Source organism: Marinobacter sp. (assembly GCF_034669625.1).
Classification (GTDB): Bacteria; Pseudomonadota; Gammaproteobacteria; order Pseudomonadales; family Oleiphilaceae; genus Marinobacter.
The window spans coordinates 221,388-242,178 of the sequence record NZ_JAXMOY010000005.1; the positions used below are offsets into that span (position 1 = coordinate 221,388).

The window sequence follows — 20,791 nt, forward strand, 5'->3', positions numbered from 1 at the left end:
AGCCAACGCACAGCTTTAACGGACAGACTTGGATTACGGCCTCATCACCAGATAAATTGGTCGGCCCTGACGTACGACACGCACAGACACCGCCTGGCCTTTTGGCAAATCTTTTACAACCGCCCGAAAAGCTTTCAGCGACTCGACTCGATTGCGGTTTATTTCGGTGATGATATCCCGGTTTCGGATGCCCGCTTCAAGCGCAGGCCCTCGCTCAACGTTGGTAACCAACACTCCGCTTTCAACACCCGCTGCACGGGCATTTTCCGGCGTCAGTGGTTCAACCGTCAGGCCAAGCGCGCCTGCGGTCCCACTACCATGGTCATCGGTCTTGGATTGGCTTGCGCGACCGTCCTCTGGCAACTCTCCGATTTCAACATCCAGTTCTATCTCGTCACCGCCCCTCAAAACGGTCAACCGGGCGGACTCTCCCACCGGCGTGCGGCCCACTTTGGGGGGCAAATCCGAGGACAGTTCAATTTCCTCACCGTTGTACTCAAGAACGATATCGCCGGACTGAAGACCTCCGGTCTGAGCGGGTGAATTCATCATGACCTCGGCGATCAGGGCTCCTCGGGGGCGTTTCAGACCAAAGGTCTCCGCAAGATCGCGATTGACCTCCTGAATCAACACGCCCAGCCAACCACGGGCCACAGCCCCCTCATCGCGAAGCTGGCGAAACACGCTCATGGCATCATCAATAGGAATAGCAAAAGACACGCCCATGAACCCACCGGAACGCGTATAAATCTGAGAGTTGATACCGATGACTTCGCCGTCCAGATTGAAAAGCGGCCCACCCGAGTTACCCGGATTGATGGCAACATCGGTTTGGATAAAAGGAACATAGTTTTCCGAGGGCAGCGACCGGCCAAGCGCACTGACGATACCCGCAGTCACCGTGTAATCGAATCCGAAGGGAGAGCCAATCGCAAACACCCACTCACCAACTTTGAGTTCTTCAGAACTACCAACCTTTACCACTGGAAGGTCTTCCGCATTTTCGATTTTCAAAACGGCCATGTCGGAACGGGGATCGGTGCCCACAATGGTCGCGGCAAACTCCCGGCGGTCGTTCAGCCGAACCACCACTTCATCGGCACCCTCGACCACATGATTATTCGTCAGTACATAACCATCTTTTGACACAATAAAGCCCGAGCCCATTGAGCGAGTCGGCTGTTTGCCGCCCGGAGCTCCGCCGAAGGGGGAGTTGGGGCCACGAAAGAAGTCCTGCAGAAACGGAGGTAACTGATCCAGCTGACCCTCATCGAATGGTAGCCCCTGAAAACGGGACCGGCGACCGGCTGGCTCACTGGTGGTACTGATATTCACCACCGCACTGGAGTTTTCCTCAACAAGCTCGGTGAAATCCGGCAAACCACGCGCAGCGACACTCTGGCTCCATACCGCCGTCACCAAAACAGCGAAAATCAGCCAAGCACCCAGAACAAAACCCGGCCGGAACCCATCACGATAACGAGCGACCGGCGTATTAGTTTTTTGCATGTTGAACCCTCTTAATTTGGCCGTAGGTCTGTCGTTACAATTTATGGCTGGACACCCACTTTTCAACTTAAAAATTGGTAGGTTTTAGAGACAAGAGACCGACACAATCCTGTTCACTCGAACCATGTGAGGCTGAAACCGATCACCCGACCGCGATTGCCAACGGCGAACCAGCCAGAACCCCGTTGCCAAACCGAGTAGCGCACCCACAATGGCCACCAGATCCATTTCGCCAAGCAACCGGTAACCGCCAATACTCATCAGCACCATGAACAACAGCGGCACCCCGTATACGGCCAAAGAGGCCGTTAGCAGAGATTGCTCATCGACTCCGATCACAACCTCGTCGCCCACTTGCGCATCGCCCGTATTCAGCACCAGCACCTGATTGGCTTTACCGCCAGAGACCGCTGCAAGCGCACGCTGACCACAACCGGCTCGGGCAGAACAACTTTCGCATGCACTGATTTGAATGGTCTGCACCCAGGCTTGCGGACCCTGAAGGGCGATGACTTTTCCGGTCTCAGTGATCACTGGCCACCCACCCTCGCGCCAGGGCATCATCGATCGACACCGCATTCGCGACTTTTCGGGCGGCTCCAGGAGGAATTTCTCCGACAACTACAATCAGAAACGGCCGCTCTGCCACCAACACTTCATGGATATAGACGGTAGATGCGCCAACCCGGGAGGCGCCCGTTGGCATTTTGAGCCCTTTCACCGGCTCAACGAACACCGAAAATGTTGCCAAGCCATCCGAGAACGCGACCGCTTTGCCGTTGCTCGAGCTGGGTGTGGCCGCAGGCATGTAACCTTCAGGTCGCCAATTCAACGTCCAGCCGGTCATTCGGCCGACGGAAGACTGCTGCGGCTCCGGAGTCCCGAGATGACGGGTAACCTCAAGTCCCTGGGTTTGGACTTCAAACTTTTCATCAGCAATGTCGTCGGTAATTTTCAAACTGGTGTACTGGAAATGTTCCAGAACGGTGTCGTCGACATCCCGCACGTGGCTTTTTACCAAAAGCCCTGTTTCTTTTTCAATCCAGAGACGATGGCTATACCGATAAGGGTCTTTGGCCGTCAGATCCACTGTAACCACATCGTAGCCAGCTACCCGGTCCCCACCAACCAACTCCGGCTGATACCACTGACTGACTGGCATTAACTGGCTGGCAAACGCCTCAGCGAATGGCCCCGACGGAATGACTTCATCCAGACGGATTCGCCCCTGATCCGGCAACACACAGACCACATCCATACCTTTTCTGACAATCTCGCCTGAGCCACCATCTTGCATGACCAAGCGTTCTTCCACCTGACCGTCCCGGTACCGGTGTGCGATGCCCATGGAATGCACCTGATCACCTCTGGCGTATACAAATACGCCCTCATAGGAGGTCATGTTCAGTGCCGGGCCCAGCCGCTCCAGCCAGTCCATTGCTGACATCGATGACGGAGTTTCGGCCGCCTCACCTTGAGCATGTGCCGACATGCCTGGCGCAAGGAAAACCAGCGCCGCGAGCATCAGCACTCGAGCCATGGCGAGCTTACCTTTAAGCGGAAATTTCATATCCAGACACCTCGGGCTCAATAGCCGCCGTTCGCACTTACCATTCTCGCGTACCCCATTGAGCCCCGCCCGGCCCCGACACTGTTATGCTGGGCATGCTCCAGCAAATACTGACGTACCTGTCGCAGCTGCTGCTCATCGAGCCGCTGCAGGGCTACTTCTTCCGTACTCAGGGCTAACTGGGGTCCACTCTGATCTACTCCAGTCACCGCCAACGCATTCTCAGTGTCCCCCGGCGAGGTCCCCCAACCAGCTCCGGCACCAAATCCGACAACCAGCGCCAATGCAACCATAGCCGCCACCGGCCAATGCCAATAACCGCCAGCACGCATTTTGGCCGTCGCAGAGACTGCTTCCGGGGGCTCCTGGTCATCGATCGCAGCACGCACAGCGCCTGCGACATCGACGCTGTATGAGGCACTCGGTGCTTCGTGCATCAAGTCGCGAACCTGCTGCCATCTCTGCCACTGCTCTCTGACTTCGTTCTGATCGTCGTGCGAAAGCAATCTGCGCACTGAAAGCTCGTCCGCTTCATCGTCCATCATTGCTGACAGAGTTTCTCTGAGACGCTCATCCATCGGGTGCAACCTCACTTACGTCACTGAATTATTAAGAAGTGGACCAATGTGGCGATCCACTGCATCCCGGGCCCTGAAAATCCGGGAACGTACGGTGCCAATCGGGCACTCCAGAATCCGGGCAATGTCCTCATAACTAAGACCGTCATATTCTCTGAGCAAGAAAGCGGACCTTAGTTCCTCGGGCAACGCGGCAATCGCTTCAGCCAACGCCGTTTGCAACTGATCTTTTTGCAGCAGTTTTTCTGGTGAGGCCACGTCCCGCAACCGGCGGCCATCGTCGTAATTTTCCGCCTCGGAAGAATCGGAAGTCCCTTGAGGCCTGCGACCACGTGCTTCCAGGTAATTTTTTGCGGTATTCACAGCAATACGGTACAGCCAAGTGTAAAATGCACTGTCGCCACGGAACCGGTCGATTGCCCGAAACGCTTTAATGAACGTTTCTTGCGCTAAATCCATCACTTCGTGGCTGTCGTATACGTATCGGCTGATAATGGAGGCTACCCGGGACTGGTATTTCACCACCAGCAGGTCGAACGCCGACCGATCCCCATTACGAACCTTGCGCACCAGCTGCAAATCCGTCTGGCTTTCAGTCTGCTCACTCGATTTAGAATCTGTATCGGAAATCATGGACGAAGCAACGGACTGTCCCGTTCGGTTGGCCATCTGGGTGGCTTTTAATAGGCTCACTTGTGTCATTGTGTCATTCCGGCGTTCATACATGAACCCAGGTTGCCAACAGCAACTGGCTCGAGACATATCCATCGGGCCAAATAGACAGCAAGCACAAAGTTTAGTTCAATACACTTCCACATTATGGCCTGCGACAACGACCCAATGCCACAATCCTACGAATACGATGTTCTTATTATCGGCAGCGGCGCAGCCGGACTGACTGTCGCTTTGAATTTGCCAGAGCACTTAAACATATGCGTAATCAGTAAAGCCGACATTAGTTCCGGGGCCACGCTCTGGGCTCAAGGCGGGATTGCGGCTGTTCTCGATGCAACCGACTCGGTCGAAAACCATATTCAGGATACCCTGAACGCGGGAGGCGGCCTCTGCCACGAAGATGCCGTGCGTTTTACCGTAGAGCACGGCAAAGAGAGCATTGATTGGCTCATCGAATCTGGCGTGACCTTCACCCGCAAAGAAGAAAATGACCAATATCACCTGACCCGTGAGGGCGGCCATAGCCATCGCCGCATCATCCACGCAGCCGATGCAACCGGTCAGGCCGTGTCCACAACGCTGGCCAGCCAGTCAGTCGCCAAGCGCAACGTTGAACTCAAATCCGGCCGAGTCGCGGTGGACCTGATCACCAACCGCAACCTGTCGTTGCCGGGAAATCGCTGCGTAGGCGCCTACGTACTCAATCTTGAAGACAACCACGTGGAGCTCTACCGCGCACGCTTCACGGTTATTGCAACCGGCGGCGCCTCCAAAGCGTATCGTTACACCACCAACCCCGACGGGGCGTCCGGCGACGGCATCGCCATGGCATGGCGGGCCGGCTGCAGGGTCGCCAACATGGAGTTCAACCAGTTCCATCCGACCTGTTTGTACCACCCTCATGCCAAATCCTTCCTGATCACCGAAGCCGTTCGCGGTGAAGGCGGTATTCTGAAACTGCCCGATGGCAGCCGGTTCATGGATAAGTTTGACGAGCGCGCCGAGCTCGCACCCCGGGATGTGGTTGCCCGGGCCATCGACCACGAAATGAAGCGTTTAGGTGCTGACCATCTGTACCTGGACATCAGCCACAAGCCGGCTGATTTCATCAAGCATCACTTTCCGACGATTTACGAGAAATGCCTCGGTTTCGGCATCGACATTACCAAAGACCCCATTCCCGTCGTGCCTGCGGCCCACTACACGTGCGGCGGTGTCATTAGCGACGAACGCGCCCGAACCGACATCAACCAGCTTTACGTGGTCGGCGAAGCCGCGTTCACCGGTCTTCATGGCGCCAACCGCATGGCCAGCAATTCGCTACTTGAATGTTTGGTCTATGGCCGCGCGGCAGCTCAAGACATTGCTCGCCGGGAAGCGAATATTCCAACCGTGCCTTCCGTGCCCGTATGGGACGAAAGTCAGGTTCGCGATTCCGATGAAGACGTCATTATCTCCCATAACTGGGATGAGCTGCGTCACTTCATGTGGGACTATGTCGGCATTGTGCGGACAACTAAGCGACTGCACCGAGCCAAACACCGGGTGGACCTGCTACAGGGTGAAATCAACGAGTTCTACAGCAACTACCGGGTTACCAACGACCTCATTGAATTACGGAATTTGGTCACCATATCAGACCTGATCATATGCTCCGCTCTGCAGCGGAAAGAGAGCCGCGGACTGCATTACACTCTGGACTACCCGCAAGCTCAGAGCGACGCCCGCGACACTGTGCTGGTACCAACAACTTATCGAACTCTGGCTCCTTGAGTCAGGGCCTTCATCAAAAAACGCCTAAAGACGGAACCCACTATGTCCGACACCAAAGAATCAAACGCGCACACTGAGTTCCATCGTCTCTGGTGGCACAGCCGTCGCGGCATGCTGGAACTGGACGTTCTGCTTTTACCCTTCCTGGAAGAAGCCTACCGAGACGTAGAACCAGAAGATCAAGCACGCTACCAAAAGCTACTTAGCTGCGAGGATGCGGATATGTTTGAATGGTTCATGCAGCGCAGCAAACCCGAGGATCCGGATCTTCGTCGCATCGTCGAGATGATTCTAGCCCGTGTCCAACCGGATTAAACTAACACTGCTCCCTTCCATTTCTGCAGGACTCATAGCAACCATCCCGTGGCTTGGACTGGCTATGTTTACCGTTGCAGCGGCGCTGGAGACCTCACATCTGTTGCTCGTACTGATCATTCCAGTACTTGCTCTGGGCTGGGCGTCATTTCAGCGCTTCGGTTTATTAAAAAAACCGAATGCCATTGTCGCTTTATCCAATGACACCTCAGGATTGACATGCCAACTGGCTAACGGCCGCCATTTGCCAGTCACCGTCACCAACGCCAGCTTCCTGAGCTCCAAATTGCTCATTCTGCAACTCAAACCGAGCGACCGAAAATCGGGTAGCATGATTGCAATCATTACCGGCAACATGGGCGCCCCGACGTCGAACACTAACGACACGGCCTTCAGGCGCCTGCGGATGTTACTTCGAGCAGGTTCGCCTGAACCCAGGCACAACACTCCTTCGCATTAGTTCTGGAGACTATCGTGAGTAGACAGGATTCTCAGCAACTCGCACACACCAACGGCTACGCTCTCTTGAGCCATCGCATCATGGCCCGCATCAGCGGGCCGGGAACCGACAAGTTTGTGCAAGGCCAGTTCACTCAACACGTGGACGAAGTAACCAGCGACCAATCCCTCAGGGCCGCCGCCTGCACCCCTAAAGGCCGCGCTTACTGCCTGACACGTTTGGTTCGGGATGGCGAAGACCTGTTGCTGGACCTTGACGCCAGCCAAGCCGAGTCCACCGTTAGTCATTTAAAAAAATACCTGATGCTCTTTCGCGGCACCACCATGGAAACCCTGTCCGCAGCCCGAATCATCGGACTGATCGGCGAAGCCGCAGCCGCATCGGTAGCCGGAGATAGTGCGCACTCTTTGACCCAGCCCGGCCAAACGCTGAAAGTTGGCGACAGTCACCTGATTCGCATTGAAAACACCGCGGACAACACTGCTCGCTATGAATGGTGGCAACCTACGGGCGAACATTCTGTTCCCGAAGATGCACCTGAAATAGACGTAGAAAAGTGGCAGATTTCAAGCATCGCCGCAGGTGTACCCTGGCTGACAGAAGCCTCTCAAGAAGCCTATGTGCCGCAAATGCTTAACCTGCAACACCTGCAAGGTGTTCACTTCAAGAAAGGGTGCTACACCGGGCAGGAGGTGATTGCTCGCATGCATTTCCTTGGCCAGTTGAAAAAAAGCCTGTACCGACTATCTTTCAACAACACTCAACAGCCTCCGGCCGTTGGCTCGAAGCTACTGGCAGATGGCAAGAATGTCGGTGAGGTGGTCAATGCCTTATTGACCGGCGAGCATGAGGGCCAAATGCTTGCGGTCATGCGGCACGATGCCAGCGCAAAGGTGCTTGCCATAGACGGAATGGAAGGGGCGAAGATCCAGCTCGAGCAATTACCTTACGCCGTGCCTGAACAGCAACCTTCTGATACATAAGTTGACAGGAATAACCGCTGTTATTTGCTATAAATGCAGCCATAAACAGAGCCCTGTAACAGGGCCTCATTTAAGCGGGAACAGACGGACTATGGCAGACATTATCGACACCATTAAAGCTGACCTGACCAGCGCCATTGAGAACGACAGGTTAATCTTGCCGACTCTTCCAGAAGCAGCCCTGCAAGTCAGAGAGATCGCAGAGTCGGAAGACACCTCGATTGCGGATCTGGTGACGGTGATCAGCAACGACACGGCACTGTCTGCCCGCATCATACGCGTTTGCAACAGCCCTCTGTTCCGAGGCACCCGTGCCATTGAGAACCTGAATATGGGGGTGAGCCGCCTCGGCATGGCGTACACCAGCAATTTGGCAATGGGCCTGGCGATGGAGCAAATGTTCCAGGCCACCTCCGACATGGTCGACAAGCGGCTCAGGGCCACTTGGCAAACCAGCACTGAAGTCGCCGGCATCTGCCATGTACTGGCTCAGCACTACACCAAGCTAAGGCCGGACCAAGCCACTCTGGCCGGATTGGTACACTTGATTGGCGTGCTACCTATTCTTCGCTATGTTGAAGATCAAAGCCTTGAGTTAAGCGGCATCGTACTGGATGCCGTGATCGAAGAATTGCATCCGCGTATTGGCAGCCTGATCCTGAAAAAATGGAAATTCCCGGAAGCGTTGCAGAATGTCCCTCTGGAATACGCGAACTTCCAGCGTGAAGTGCCCGAAGCAGACCATGCCGATCTGGTTATGATTGCAAACCTGCAGCTAGTCGCCGGCACCAATCACCGGTGGAACGAGATGGATTTCGCGTCCATTTCAGCGTTTGGCCGGTTGGGACTGGATCCCGAGATGAACCTGGCCGAGGAAGAAGACCTGAGTGCCCAGATGGAAGCAGCCATGGTGCTATTGGGGTAAACGGGCGCCTTAACTAGAAATCGAGCAGCTCCTGCTGCGGGGACGCCAGCGCCCACTCTATTGGGCTCTGGTGATTTTCAAGCAACCATTGATTGGCGCGAGAAAAATGCTGGCACCCGAAGAATCCGCGGTAGGCACTGAGCGGTGACGGGTGAGGCCCCTCCAGAACCAGATGGCGATCACGGTCAATGATCTGCCCCTTCTTTTTGGCATAACTGCCCCAGAGCAGAAACACCACGCCCTGGCGATGCTGATTCACCAGCTCGATCACCCGATCCGTGAAGACTTCCCAGCCCTTGCCTTGATGGGCGCCAGCCTTACCCCGCTCTACCGTCAGCACAGCATTCAGCAACAAAACACCCTGCTCTGCCCATGACTGCAGACAGCCGTGACCGGGTGGTGCAATGTTCAAATCCTGTTGGATTTCTTTGAAGATATTCGTCAGGGAGGGGGGTGTTGGCACACCGGGAGCAACGGAGAAACACAGGCCATGGGCCTGACCGGCACCGTGGTAGGGGTCTTGCCCAAGAATGACAACTTTGACCTTGTCCAGCGGCGTGCTGTTCAAGGCATTAAATAGCTGTGATTTGGAGGGGAACAGCGTCTTTCCAGCGCGCGCTTCGGCGGCCAGAAATTCCGCCAGGTGATGCATATAGGGCTGACGGAACTCGTCCGCCAGCCACCGCTCCCAGCCGAGCCCGGGCTTCAGTTCTTGAGCCAGTGCCTCGACCGGTTGCATGCCTTATTCTTCTCCGGAATTCGACTCAGATTTGTGCTCGGGGCGCATGGCCGGGAACAGAATAACGTCACGAATAGACGGCGAATCGGTCAGCATCATGGCCAAGCGGTCGATGCCGATACCTTCACCCGCAGTCGGGGGCAAACCGTATTCCAGCGCCATCACGTAGTCGTCATCATAGAACATGGCTTCGTCGTCACCGGCATCCTTCTCAGCAACTTGGGCCTTGAAGCGCTCGGCCTGATCTTCCGCATCGTTCAGCTCCGAAAAACCGTTGGCAATTTCGCGACCACCCACAAAGAATTCAAAGCGTTCAGTCACAAACGGATCGCTGTCTTTGCAACGGGCCAGTGGCGACACTTCTTTCGGGTACTCGGTAATGAAGGTCGGCTGCATCAAACGGTGCTCTGCAGTCTCTTCGAAGATCTCGATTTGCAGCTTGCCCAAGCCCCAAATGTCCTTAACCTTGATGCCCAGCCCTTTAGCCAACTCACGAGCCTGAGACTCGTCAGCCAGCTGCTCGCGTGTGATTTCCGGATTGTAGCGCAAGATTGCGTCCACAACGGTCAGACGCTCAAACGGCTTGCCAAAGTCGTATTCAACGGTTTCTTCGGTGCCGTCTTTCAGCACACGCGTATTGGTGACCGTGGTTGTGCCCAGTACTTTTTCAGCGATGGTGCGCAACATGTCTTCGGTCAGGTCCATCAGGTCGTTGTAATCGGCGTACGCCTGATAGAACTCGACCATGGTGAACTCCGGATTATGCCGAGTCGACAGCCCTTCGTTACGGAAGTTACGGTTGATCTCGAACACTCGCTCGAAACCGCCCACAACCAAGCGCTTGAGATACAGCTCCGGCGCAATCCGCAGATACATATCAATACCCAAGGCGTTGTGGTGGGTCACGAACGGGCGGGCAGTAGCACCACCGGGAATCACCTGTAGCATGGGAGTTTCGACTTCCATGAAGTCACGCTCGGTGAAGTACTGGCGCATTACGCTGATGATTTTGGAACGAGCGTAGAACACCCGACGGCTGTCTTCGTTCATCATCAGGTCAACGTAACGATGACGATAACGAGCCTCAGTGTCGGTCAGGCCTTTGTGCTTCTCAGGCAACGGGCGCAGCGACTTGGTGAGCAATGTGTACTCATCCATCGCCACGTAAAGGTCACCTTTGCCCGACTTGCACAGCACGCCGCGCACTCCCACGATATCGCCAAGATCCCAGTGCTTGGTATCTTTCTGGACATCTTTGGTGGCATAAATCTGGATACGGCCAGTCATGTCCTGAACCACTTTGAACGCCTTGCGATCGAGCATCATGCGGCCAGCAATCGCCACTTGAATGCCCATGGCCTCCAGCTCTTCCTTGGACTTGTCACCGTATTTTTCCTGCAGTTCTGCAGCGCTGGCATCACGGCGGAAATCGTTCGGGAACGCATTACCCTGCTCTCGCAGGGTGGCCAGTTTGGCGCGGCGCTCCGCAATCAGCTTGTTGTCCTCGGGCTGGGTCGCGTTCTGGGTATGTTCGGTCATGTTAGCTCACTAAGAAGTCGGGGGGTCCGGTTCGGGTTGAATGGCGCTTTTTACAGCGCCATCTTCAGACTGGCTTCGATAAACTTGTCGATGTCACCATCGAGCACCGACTGGGTATTACTGGTTTCCACCTTGGTGCGAAGATCTTTGATACGGCTGTCATCCAACACGTATGAGCGGATCTGGCTACCCCAGCCGATGTCAGACTTAGAGTCTTCCTGCTTCTGTTTTTCAGCATTGCGCAACTGCATCTCGCGCTCGAACAGCTTGGCTTTCAGCTGTTTCATAGCCTGATCTTTGTTCTGGTGCTGGCTTCGGCCAGCCTGACACGCCACCACTATGCCAGTGGGGTTGTGGGTCAGTCGTACTGCCGATTCGGTTCGGTTTACGTGCTGACCACCGGCGCCGGAGGCACGGTAAACGTCCACTCGCAGATCCGCCGGATTAATTTCGATTTCAAAACTGTCGTCCACTTCCGGCGAGATGAACACAGAAGAGAACGAGGTGTGTCGGCGGTTACCGGAATCAAACGGTGATTTACGAACCAGACGATGGACGCCGGTTTCGGTCCGCAGCCAACCGTAGGCGTAATCGCCCTGAACGTGGATAGTGGCACTTTTGATGCCCGCAACTTCACCTTCCTGCAGCTCGACGATCTCGGATTTAAACCCACGACGCTCGGCCCAGCGCAGGTACATGCGCAGCAGCATATTGCCCCAGTCCTGCGCTTCGGTGCCGCCTGAGCCTGCCTGAATTTCCAGATAAGCGTTGTTGGCATCCATTTCACCGGAGAACATGCGACGGAATTCGAGCTTTTCGAGTTCTTTATCAAGCCCTTCGAGGTCGGCCTCGATTTCTTGCACGGTGCCTTCGTCGTCCTCTTCAACGGCCATTTCTAGCAGGCTCTCTGCGTCTGCCAGGCCGGAGGTGAGGTTATCAATGGTTCTGACGATCAATTCGAGGTCAGAACGCTCTTTACCCAGTGACTGGGCGCGCTCCGGATCGTCCCATACGGTTGGGAGTTCAAGTTCGCGTTCTACTTCGACCAGACGTTCGCTTCGCTGATCGTAGTCAAAGATACCCCCTCAGCGCTTCGGTGCGCTCGCGAAGCTCTTTGATCTTCGTCACTATGGGATTAATTTCCATGAAACCTTGTCTCGCTTTGGAAAATGGTGCGATAAAAACTGAGGGCAAATTCTACCGGAATTCGTGCGTTAAATCAGCTACTCGTAGATAGGTGCAAGCACTATACGGGATCAAGCGCTCCAAACTGTATATGGAGAGTCTGGGGAAGACGCCCGTCAGCCCAAAGGTTCGAGATAATCCACCATCAACTGCAGGTTCGTCCGCCCCCGGAAGGTATTGGCATCCGGTTTATAGACCACTCGGGCGCCAGAGCGAGTGAAGTCCGGTACTTCGGGACCGGTATTAAAGGCAATGGCGTCGATAATGCCGCCACCCTCTGCTGGCTGGAGCACCAGTTTCAGATGGTTTTCTCCCACGATGCGCTGGCTGACCACCTTGAATTCACCATCAAACAAGGGTTCGGGGAAGTGCTGCCCCCAAGGGCCGCTGCGCTTAAGCATGTAGGCGGTATCGAGATTCAATTCTGCGGGCGCCAATGGGCCGTCGGTCACGATCGCCGCTTCCAGATCTTCCGGCTTCAGGGTATCTCGCACGGCCTCATCGAAGGCCTTACTGAACGCTTCCAGATCGTCACGGGCAATGGTCATACCGGCCGCCATGGCGTGGCCGCCGTATTTCTTCATCAAGCCTGGTGATTTGGCATCCACCACCGCGAGAGCATCACGTATGTGCAAACCAGGAATGGAGCGGGCCGAGCCTTTGAGACTGACGCCGTCATCGTCCGGCGCAAACGCAATCGTCGGGCGATGGGTCTGCTCCCGGATTCTGGCGGCGAGAATGCCGATCACACCCTGATGCCAGTCGGCATCAAACAACGCCAGCCCCCAAGGCAAACCCTCGATATCCAACGACATGGAACCCAGCAGTTCCTGGGCTTGCTGCTTCATGTCTTTCTCGATGGTGCGGCGTTCACGGTTGAAATTGTCCAGCTCTTGAGCCAGCCGCAATGCCTCATCAGGGCTATCCGCGAGCAGACATGCTATCCCGATGCTCATATCATCCAGACGGCCGGCAGCATTCAGACGGGGACCTACGACAAAGCCAAGATCGGTGGAGCTGATTTCGGTGTAGTCCCGGCCAGCCACTTTCAACAACGCCAGTATTCCGCGGCGCGCTTCACCTTTTCGGATACGGCGAATGCCCTGCTCTACGAAGATTCGATTGTTGTGATCCAGCGGCACGACGTCAGCCACCGTGCCCAAGGCGACCAGATCCAGCAAGGCCCCCAGATTGGGTTCGGGGTTCGGCAGCAGATTGTGATCACGCAGATGCTTACGCAAAGCGGTCAGCACATAGAACATGACACCCACACCCGCCGCATTTTTACTCAGAAACGGACAACCGGGCTGGTTGGGATTTACGATGGCATCCGCATCTGGCAACACGTCTCCCGCCAGATGGTGATCAGTAACGACCACTTTGATTCCGAGATCCCGGGCTGCTCGCACGCCTTCAATGGCAGAGATACCGTTATCAACCGTCACCAGCAGGTCGGGCAACTCACCCTCTTCCTGCAACCGATGAATGATTCCTGGTGTTAGCCCGTAGCCATCAGAGAAACGGCTTGGCACACGGAAGTCGACCGATGGAACGCCCAACATAGACAAACCAAGCATCGCGACAGCCGTACTGGTGGCGCCGTCGGCATCGAAGTCACCCAAAATCATGACGCGCTGTTTGTCGGTAACAGCGTGGGCCAGCAGCTCCACTGCCCGATCAATTCCCCGCAACTGCATGGGGGACGCCAGGTGTTTCAGGGTGTACTGAAGCTGATCATCGGAATGAACTCCTCGGGCGGCGTATAACCGACGAAGGATTGGGGGCAAATTGTGCCCCCAATCCAGCTGATCTGCCGGCCGGGGGCGTCGCAGGATCTTTTTAGGAGTCATGCCGGATCAGGCATTCTTCCAGTGCGTGGACAAGAAGCCCTGCACTTCGGCCAGATCGTTCTCAAGAACGGTGTAGCGCTCATCCCGCTCAAACAGATCCGTCATGTGAGGTGGCAGCTGAGGTTTCACAGACAGGCCAGCTTCCACGATGGCATCCGGGAACTTGGCCGGATGCGCCGTACCCAGTGTAATCATCGGGACAGTCGCATCGCGGCGACAGTTTCGAGCGGCACGAACACCGATGGCGGTGTGCGGGTCGAGCAGATATTCATTCTGCTCGTAGATTTCACGAATGGTATCGCAAGTTGTTTTGTCGTCTACCGCATCGCTGTCGAACAGTTTACGAGCCGCTTTCCAACGATAATCCTCGATACTGACCGGACCTTTGGCTGCGTTTTCAAGCAAGTCTTTCACCGCGGCACCATCACGACCATGCAGATCAAACAACAGGCGCTCAAAGTTGCTGGACACCATGATATCCATGCTCGGCGACAAGGTGTGCTCCAACTGCTGCTGCTCATACCGATTGCCGCTCATGAAGCGATGCAGGATGTCGTTGCGGTTGGTTGCGACCACCAACTGACTGATCGGCAAGCCCATTTTCTTGGCCAGATAGCCGGCAAAGATGTCACCGAAGTTACCGGTAGGCACCGAGAATGCCATGCTGCGGTCAGGACCACCCAAGGCCAATGATGCCTGGAAATAATAAACAATCTGGGCCATGATCCGAGCCCAGTTGATCGAGTTCACGGCCGCCAGCTGGGTTTTACCGCCCAGGAACGACTGGTCACCGAAGCTTTCTTTGACCATGCGCTGGCAATCGTCAAAGTTACCCTTAACGGCGATGTTGTGGATGTTATCGCCCTGCACCGTGGTCATCTGACGGCGCTGAACTTCTGACACGCGCTGGTACGGATGCAAAATGAAGATATCCACGTGCTCGCAGCGGCGACAACCCTCGATTGCCGCTGAACCGGTGTCACCCGAGGTGGCCCCCATGATAACCACGTGCTGCTTACGCTTTTCGAGCACATAGTCGAGCAAACGTCCGAGCAATTGCAGCGCGAAGTCTTTGAATGCCAGCGTGGGACCGCGGAACAGCTCCATTACCCATTCGTTGCTATCGAGCTGAACCAGCGGCGCCACGGACTTGTGGGCAAAGCCGCTGTAGGTCTCGTCCAACATCTTGCGGAAGTCGTCGGCCGGAATGGCATCTTCCACAAACGGGTACATGACATTAAAGGCCAGCTCCGCGTATGGCAGACCCCGCCAGCTGCGAATTTCTTCCAGACTGAAGTGTGGCAGTGACTCCGGCACATAAAGGCCACCGTCAGTTGCCAAGCCAGTCAGAAGAACGTCTTCAAAGCCTAAAGCGGGTGCTTCGCCCCGTGTGCTGATGTATCTCACGTGCGTACCTGTTAGTTAAAATTTTCTGCGCGGATGCGGACAACGGAGCCATCGACGTCAACCAACGATTCCATTTCTTCGATCGCCAGGTTCATCTGACGCTCCTGAACTGTGTGGGTCAGGATAATGACCGGAATACGGCCGTCCGCGAACTCGGATTCTTTCTGCATGATCGATTCGATATTGATGCCATGCTCACTCAGAATCGAGGCAATCTTGGCCAGAACGCCTGGGCGGTCGAACGCCTGAATGCGCAGGTAATATGCGGACTGAATCTCTTCCATCGGCAACACTGGCAGATCTTCCAATGCGCCCGGATTAAAGCCCAAATACGGCACTTTCTGCTGACTTTCACTGGCAACCGCTCGCGCGACGTCAACGATATCGGCAATCACCGCAGAGGCTGTGGCTTCGTCGCCGGCGCCCGGGCCGTAATACATAGTTTGTCCCACAGCATCACCGTCCACCATCACCGCATTCAACACGCCATCAACCTGAGCAATCAGGTGGGTTTTAGGCACCAGAGTTGGGTGAACACGCAATTCAATACCTTCTTCACGACGGCGGGCAATGCCCAAATGCTTAACTCGGTAACCCAGCATCTCCGCGTGAGCGATATCGCTTGGGGTCAAAGCTGAAATGCCTTCGGTGTAAGCTTTTTCGAACTGCAGCGGAACACCGATGCCGGATGAGGCCAAAATCGTGAGTTTGTGTGCCGCATCAATACCTTCAACGTCAAACGTCGGGTCGGCTTCGGCGTAACCCAACGCCTGCGCTTCTTTCAACACCTCGTCGAACGGACGGCCTGCGCGCATCTCGGTCAGAATGAAGTTACCTGTGCCGTTGATAATTCCGGCAATGGTGTCGATACGGTTAGCCGCCAAACCTTCACGCACGGCTTTGATCACGGGGATGCCACCGGCTACGCCCGCTTCGTATGCGACCACAACACCCGCCTTCTCAGCGGCTTCAAAGATTTCATTTCCGTGAACGGCAATCAGAGCTTTGTTCGCGGTGACCACATGCTTGCCATTGGCAATCGCAGTCAACACCAGCTCTTTGGCAACGTCGTAACCGCCAATCAGCTCAACCACAACATCAACGCTGGAGTCATTCACAACATCAAAAATGTCGGTGCTGAACGGAATATCACCTAGGTCAAGATCGTCCCGGCGCTTGCGACTAGCCACTCGGGCAATTTGAATATTACAGCCGACACGGCCGGAAATAATCGCCGCGTTGCGAGTCAGGACATTGAATGTACCGCCGCCGACGGTTCCTAATCCGCAAATTCCGACATTAACGTCTTTCAAGCTCTCACCTCTGATCCCGTTCGGGGTGCTGATGGATTGCAATAGGGGCATAGTATACCGATTCAGGCGCTTCTGAATAAGCCCTGAATCGGTTACGGTTCAAACAGTGGGAAGCGGCCGCCAAACGGGAGCCGGTAAAACTTAAAGCAGGCCGAGACCTTCGGCCAAATTGCGAGCCGGAACATAGCCTCGAATCATATTGCCGTCTTCAAGAACAATGGCGGGGGTACCGGTTACGCCCACCTGACCGCCCAGCTGATATTGATCGCCGACCGGGTTCTCGCATGTTTTGCTCGCGACCGGCCTGCCACCCTTGGCGGCATCCATAGCGGCCTGCTGATCATCAGAGCACCACACCGACTCGTACTTCTGGAACGAGGGTGTATTGGGCCCCGAACGAGGGAAAGCATAGTAGTTCACGGTAATACCGTAATCATTCAGCTGCGGCACTTCATCGTGCAATTTTCTGCAGTATGGGCAGTCAATATCGGTAAATACATCGATAACGGCTTTCTGCTTACCTTTAGCCGGGTAAGAAATCACCCCATCGTCACCAAAATCCGCCATCTGCTGCTGACGCACCTGAGCGCGGGCTTCTTTCGTCACGTTGGCAACACCGTTATCGGTCACTTTCAACATATCGCCAGTCAGCAGGTATACGCCATCCTCCGTGGCGTAAATGGGCTCGCCATTACTGCTCTGCACTTCGTAAAGCCCTGGCGCCTCGGATGCACGCACAGACATTATCCGCAAGCCCGGCACCGCCTGAGACAACCGCTCGGTGATCGCTTCTTCGATCTCACCTGCACTCACCACTGGCGCAGAAACCAGCGATACCATCAGACCAGCAACTGCGGCCAAAGTTTTCAGCTTCATGAGTTAACTCTTACCTTGTTGTTTAGGGAATTCGGGACTCAAGCCCCGCCCGCGGGCAGACGCAAATAATAGACCGCCTTCTTGCCTGAGTGCGACACAGAGCATCGGAAAAAGTTCAAAGACACACCATAACAGATCAACCTCTAGGATGGTGTGCCTGATGAAGATCCTGCAATCGCTGCCGGGCGACGTGAGTATAAATCTGGGTGGTCGAGAGGTCTGCATGACCAAGCAGCATCTGCACAACTCGCAAATCGGCGCCGTGATTGAGCAGGTGCGTAGCAAAAGCGTGCCGAAGAGTATGGGGAGACAAATGTTTCTGAATGCCGGATCGGGAAGCATAGAGCTTAATACGGTGCCAGAACGTCTGTCGGGTCATCGCACTGGTGCGGTTACCCGGAAACAGAGCATCACTACTCTTTCCTTTAAGAAGCTCTCCGCGAGCTTCTCTCATATAGCGAAGCAGCCAATCAACGGCCTCCTCACCCAGCGGCACCAACCGTTCTTTACCACCTTTGCCACTCACCCGAACCACGCCTTGACGAAGATTCACCTGATCAACGCTCAGGCCCGTCAGTTCCGTCACACGCAAACCACAACCATACAATATTTCGAGCATGGCCCGATCGCGCAATTCCAGCGGCAACTCTGGGTCAGGCTCCGCCAACAGCCGCTCCACATCCTGCTCAGTCAAAGTAGCTGGCAACCGCCGGGGCAAACGAGGACTGTCTATTCTCAGCGTAGGATCTTCTGCAATCAGACCTTCTCGCATCAAATACCGGTAAAAGCGCCTTACACCCGAGAGGCGTCGTGCAGCGGTGCTCGCTTTCAAGCCCTCCGCCAAACCTCGAGACATCCAGGCCAACAAGTCGGTGCGCTCTGCCAAACGCAAGCTCGGTGCCCCTGGCTGTTGCTGCAACCACATCGACAACCCCGACAAATCACTGGCATAGGCCATTCGGGTCTTCTCGCCAAGCCCATCCTCAAGCCAGATGGCATCGGAAAACCTGGCAATCAGCGATTCATCGTCAGCTCTGAGCAAAAACACCTCCATGGACTACCGGACACCCGAAATTCAAGCACAAAAAAAGCAGCCGCTGGGGCTGCTTTTTTCTGTACTGATCGGCGAACCGATATCAGCCCAGCTTTTCCTTGATACGAGCTGCCTTACCAGACAGGTCGCGCAGGTAGTAGAGCTTAGCTTGACGTACGTCACCACGACGCTTCAGGCTCACGCTGTCTACCAGTGAGGAGTAAGTCTGGAAAGTACGCTCAACGCCCACGCCGTAAGAAATCTTACGAACGGTGAAGGAAGAGTTCATGCCACGGTTGCGCTTACCGATAACCACACCTTCGAACGCCTGCAGACGCTCACGGCTACCTTCTTTAACGCGAACCTGAACAACCACGGTGTCGCCCGGCGCAAATGCTGGGAGCTCCTTGGTCATCTGTTCTGTTTCAAGTTGACTGATGATGTTGTTCTTGCCGCTCATCGTAATGCTCCTGATACCCAATCTTTCAATGCCCTGATGATTCAGAGGCACCCGGTTCGTTCAAAATTTCACCCAGTAGCTGACGCTCTTCTTCCGTAAACACCCGCTCTTCAAGCAGGTCGGGGCGTCGCTCCCGTGTTCGCCTCAACGATTCTTTCAACCGCCAACGCCGGATCTGTTCATGGTGACCGCCCAAAAGAACTTCCGGCACCGCCTGACCTTCGTATACCTCGGGCCGGGTGTAGTGCGGACAATCCAGCAAACCATCAGCAAAGGAATCTTGCTCTGCCGACTGCGCATGACCCAGCGCTCCGGGGATGAGGCGTGTTACCGCATCAATCACAGCCATCGCCGCCAGTTCGCCACCTGAGAGCACAAAGTCACCCAGTGACACTTCCCGGTCGACTTCCGCCGATATCAGGCGCTCATCAACGCCCTCGTAACGACCGGCAACGAGAATCAGCTGCTGCTCGGCAGCGAGAGACTCGACTACCGACTGATCCAGCCTTTCACCTTGCGGAGAAAGATAGACCACACAGGCCTTGCCGGGTGCCGATGCCCGAGCCTCATGAATAGCGTCCCGGAGCGGCTGAATTTTCATCAGCATTCCTGGACCACCCCCATAGGGTCGGTCATCAACAGTACGGTGACGATCATGCGTAAAGTCCCGAGGGTTCCAGCTCTTGAACGTCAAAAGACCCTCTCGAACTGCCCTACCGGTAATTCCGTAATCCGTCACCGAAGAAAACATGTCCGGAAACAGACTGACTGCGCCGATCCACACTCGTCAGAACTCCGGATCCCAATCGACCACCATACGCGAATCATTCAGATTCACACTCATAACTACCTGATCAGGCAGATATGGGATAAGGCGCTCGCGCTGATCAATGGAACCCGCTGTAGCACGCACAACCAACACATCGTTGGCGCCCGTTTCCAGCAGATGATGCACCTTACCCAGGCACTCATCCTCAACCGTGAAGACATCAAGGCCTTCCAACTGAAACCAGTAGTACTCCCCATCGGGAAGATCTGGCAGTTGCTCAGTCGGAACCCTGATCTCGGCCCCCGCGTACGTGCGAGCCAGCTCACGATCATCAAGTCCTTTCAGCTTGACGACAATCCCCTGCCCTTGGCGGCGACCATCTTCAAGCTTTGTCGGGATACGCTTGCCGTCCAGAACCAGAGTCCAGTCACGGTAGTTCAGTATCCCTTCTTTGGGATCGGTATCAGAGAAGACTTTAAGCCAACCCTTGACCCCAAACACCGAGGTTACCCGGCCGATCACAGTTTCCTGCGAAGTCTGTGTCATGCCTGTCAAACCTCGATATTAAACTGCAATTACTCAGCAGTCTTAAGCAGCTGCGCAACGCGATCGCTGGTTTGAGCGCCTTGGCCCACCCAGTAATCAACGCGTTCACGATTTACACGCAGACGCTCTTCCTGGCCGCGAGCAACCGGGTTAAAGAAACCAACACGCTCAATGAAACGGCCGTCACGAGATTTACGGCTGTCAGTGACTGTCAGATGGTAGAACGGGCGCTTCTTAGAGCCGCCACGAGCCAAACGGATTGTTACCATTTCGACCAATATCCTGT

At 55.3% G+C, this 20,791-nt stretch carries 22 protein-coding genes; 5 read left to right on the top strand and 17 right to left on the bottom strand.

Annotated features, from left to right (window positions below; translation table 11 throughout):
* Positions 1–33: 33 nt before the first annotated feature.
* From VOI14_RS06750 to rpoE, 5 genes are all read right to left on the bottom strand, one after another.
* Positions 34–1,509 carry a DegQ family serine endoprotease gene (locus VOI14_RS06750; protein WP_323751266.1) on the bottom strand — a complete coding sequence of 492 codons (1,476 nt, stop codon included), beginning with the start codon at positions 1,507–1,509 and terminating at the stop codon, positions 34–36.
* Between the two features lie 84 nt (positions 1,510–1,593).
* Positions 1,594–2,043, bottom strand: coding sequence for a SoxR reducing system RseC family protein (locus VOI14_RS06755; RefSeq protein WP_323751267.1), 450 nt, complete (start codon positions 2,041–2,043; stop codon positions 1,594–1,596).
* Entirely contained in the window at positions 2,033–3,079 is a 1,047-nt protein-coding gene (locus tag VOI14_RS06760; protein WP_416361393.1) for a MucB/RseB C-terminal domain-containing protein, read from the bottom strand. The genes VOI14_RS06755 and VOI14_RS06760 overlap by 11 nt, the downstream gene beginning before the upstream one ends.
* Positions 3,080–3,096: 17 nt before the next feature.
* Positions 3,097–3,657: a sigma-E factor negative regulatory protein gene (locus tag VOI14_RS06765; RefSeq protein WP_323751268.1), complete on the bottom strand. Its 561-nt coding sequence runs from the start codon at positions 3,655–3,657 to the stop codon at positions 3,097–3,099.
* Positions 3,658–3,672: 15 nt separating this feature from the next.
* Positions 3,673–4,290, bottom strand: coding sequence for an RNA polymerase sigma factor RpoE (rpoE, locus tag VOI14_RS06770; RefSeq protein WP_416361394.1), 618 nt, complete (start codon positions 4,288–4,290; stop codon positions 3,673–3,675).
* Between the two features lie 207 nt (positions 4,291–4,497).
* Between rpoE and nadB the strand changes: the two genes are divergently transcribed.
* The 5 genes from nadB to VOI14_RS06795 all read left to right on the top strand — a co-directional run bounded on the left by nadB (position 4,498) and on the right by VOI14_RS06795 (position 8,788).
* Positions 4,498–6,105 carry an L-aspartate oxidase gene (nadB, locus tag VOI14_RS06775; RefSeq protein ID WP_323751270.1) on the top strand — a complete coding sequence of 536 codons (1,608 nt, stop codon included), beginning with the start codon at positions 4,498–4,500 and terminating at the stop codon, positions 6,103–6,105.
* A gap of 42 nt (positions 6,106–6,147) precedes the next feature.
* Complete coding sequence (locus VOI14_RS06780; RefSeq protein ID WP_323751271.1) at positions 6,148–6,420, top strand: succinate dehydrogenase assembly factor 2; 273 nt, start codon at positions 6,148–6,150, stop codon at positions 6,418–6,420.
* A gap of 64 nt (positions 6,421–6,484) precedes the next feature.
* Entirely contained in the window at positions 6,485–6,880 is a 396-nt protein-coding gene (locus VOI14_RS06785; protein ID WP_323751272.1) for a hypothetical protein, read from the top strand.
* Between the two features lie 14 nt (positions 6,881–6,894).
* Entirely contained in the window at positions 6,895–7,863 is a 969-nt protein-coding gene (locus VOI14_RS06790) for a folate-binding protein (protein WP_323751273.1), read from the top strand.
* 91 nt (positions 7,864–7,954) lie between these two features.
* A complete protein-coding gene (locus tag VOI14_RS06795) occupies positions 7,955–8,788 on the top strand; it encodes an HDOD domain-containing protein (protein WP_323751274.1) in 834 nt (277 codons plus the stop codon).
* A gap of 13 nt (positions 8,789–8,801) precedes the next feature.
* Here VOI14_RS06795 and ung read toward each other — a convergent pair whose 3' ends face one another.
* The 12 genes from ung to rpsP form a co-directional block, all read right to left on the bottom strand.
* Complete coding sequence (ung, locus tag VOI14_RS06800; protein ID WP_323751275.1) at positions 8,802–9,527, bottom strand: uracil-DNA glycosylase; 726 nt, start codon at positions 9,525–9,527, stop codon at positions 8,802–8,804.
* Positions 9,528–9,530: 3 nt separating this feature from the next.
* On the bottom strand, positions 9,531–11,066 hold the full coding sequence (gene lysS, locus VOI14_RS06805; RefSeq protein WP_323751276.1) for a lysine--tRNA ligase: 1,536 nt from the start codon (positions 11,064–11,066) through the stop codon (positions 9,531–9,533).
* A gap of 50 nt (positions 11,067–11,116) precedes the next feature.
* Positions 11,117–12,212, bottom strand: a protein-coding gene (gene prfB / locus VOI14_RS06810) for a peptide chain release factor 2 (protein WP_323751277.1) whose coding sequence is annotated in 2 segments (ribosomal slippage) — positions 11,117–12,139 and positions 12,141–12,212 — 1,095 coding nt in all. Because the reading frame shifts where the segments join, the coding sequence is not laid out codon by codon here.
* 155 nt (positions 12,213–12,367) lie between these two features.
* Positions 12,368–14,101, bottom strand: coding sequence for a single-stranded-DNA-specific exonuclease RecJ (recJ, locus tag VOI14_RS06815; RefSeq protein ID WP_323751278.1), 1,734 nt, complete (start codon positions 14,099–14,101; stop codon positions 12,368–12,370).
* 6 nt (positions 14,102–14,107) lie between these two features.
* Positions 14,108–15,508 (bottom strand): threonine synthase, encoded by a 1,401-nt coding sequence (gene thrC, locus VOI14_RS06820; RefSeq protein ID WP_323751279.1) that lies wholly within the window; start codon positions 15,506–15,508, stop codon positions 14,108–14,110.
* An 11-nt stretch (positions 15,509–15,519) separates the two neighbouring features.
* Positions 15,520–16,821: a homoserine dehydrogenase gene (locus tag VOI14_RS06825; protein ID WP_323751280.1), complete on the bottom strand. Its 1,302-nt coding sequence runs from the start codon at positions 16,819–16,821 to the stop codon at positions 15,520–15,522.
* Positions 16,822–16,962: 141 nt separating this feature from the next.
* The gene (locus VOI14_RS06830; RefSeq protein WP_323751281.1) at positions 16,963–17,697 is read right to left on the bottom strand and encodes a thioredoxin fold domain-containing protein; all 735 of its coding nucleotides are present in this window, start codon (positions 17,695–17,697) and stop codon (positions 16,963–16,965) included.
* Positions 17,698–17,833: 136 nt separating this feature from the next.
* The gene (gene xerD, locus VOI14_RS06835; protein WP_323751282.1) at positions 17,834–18,751 is read right to left on the bottom strand and encodes a site-specific tyrosine recombinase XerD; all 918 of its coding nucleotides are present in this window, start codon (positions 18,749–18,751) and stop codon (positions 17,834–17,836) included.
* A gap of 82 nt (positions 18,752–18,833) precedes the next feature.
* A complete protein-coding gene (rplS, locus tag VOI14_RS06840; protein WP_323751283.1) occupies positions 18,834–19,190 on the bottom strand; it encodes a 50S ribosomal protein L19 in 357 nt (118 codons plus the stop codon).
* Positions 19,191–19,215: 25 nt separating this feature from the next.
* Positions 19,216–19,974, bottom strand: a complete 759-nt coding sequence (gene trmD, locus VOI14_RS06845; RefSeq protein WP_247062912.1) for a tRNA (guanosine(37)-N1)-methyltransferase TrmD — start codon at positions 19,972–19,974, stop codon at positions 19,216–19,218.
* A gap of 3 nt (positions 19,975–19,977) precedes the next feature.
* Positions 19,978–20,505, bottom strand: a complete 528-nt coding sequence (rimM, locus tag VOI14_RS06850; RefSeq protein WP_323751284.1) for a ribosome maturation factor RimM — start codon at positions 20,503–20,505, stop codon at positions 19,978–19,980.
* Between the two features lie 29 nt (positions 20,506–20,534).
* Positions 20,535–20,774, bottom strand: a complete 240-nt coding sequence (gene rpsP / locus VOI14_RS06855) for a 30S ribosomal protein S16 (protein ID WP_133006280.1) — start codon at positions 20,772–20,774, stop codon at positions 20,535–20,537.
* Positions 20,775–20,791 lie beyond the last annotated feature (17 nt).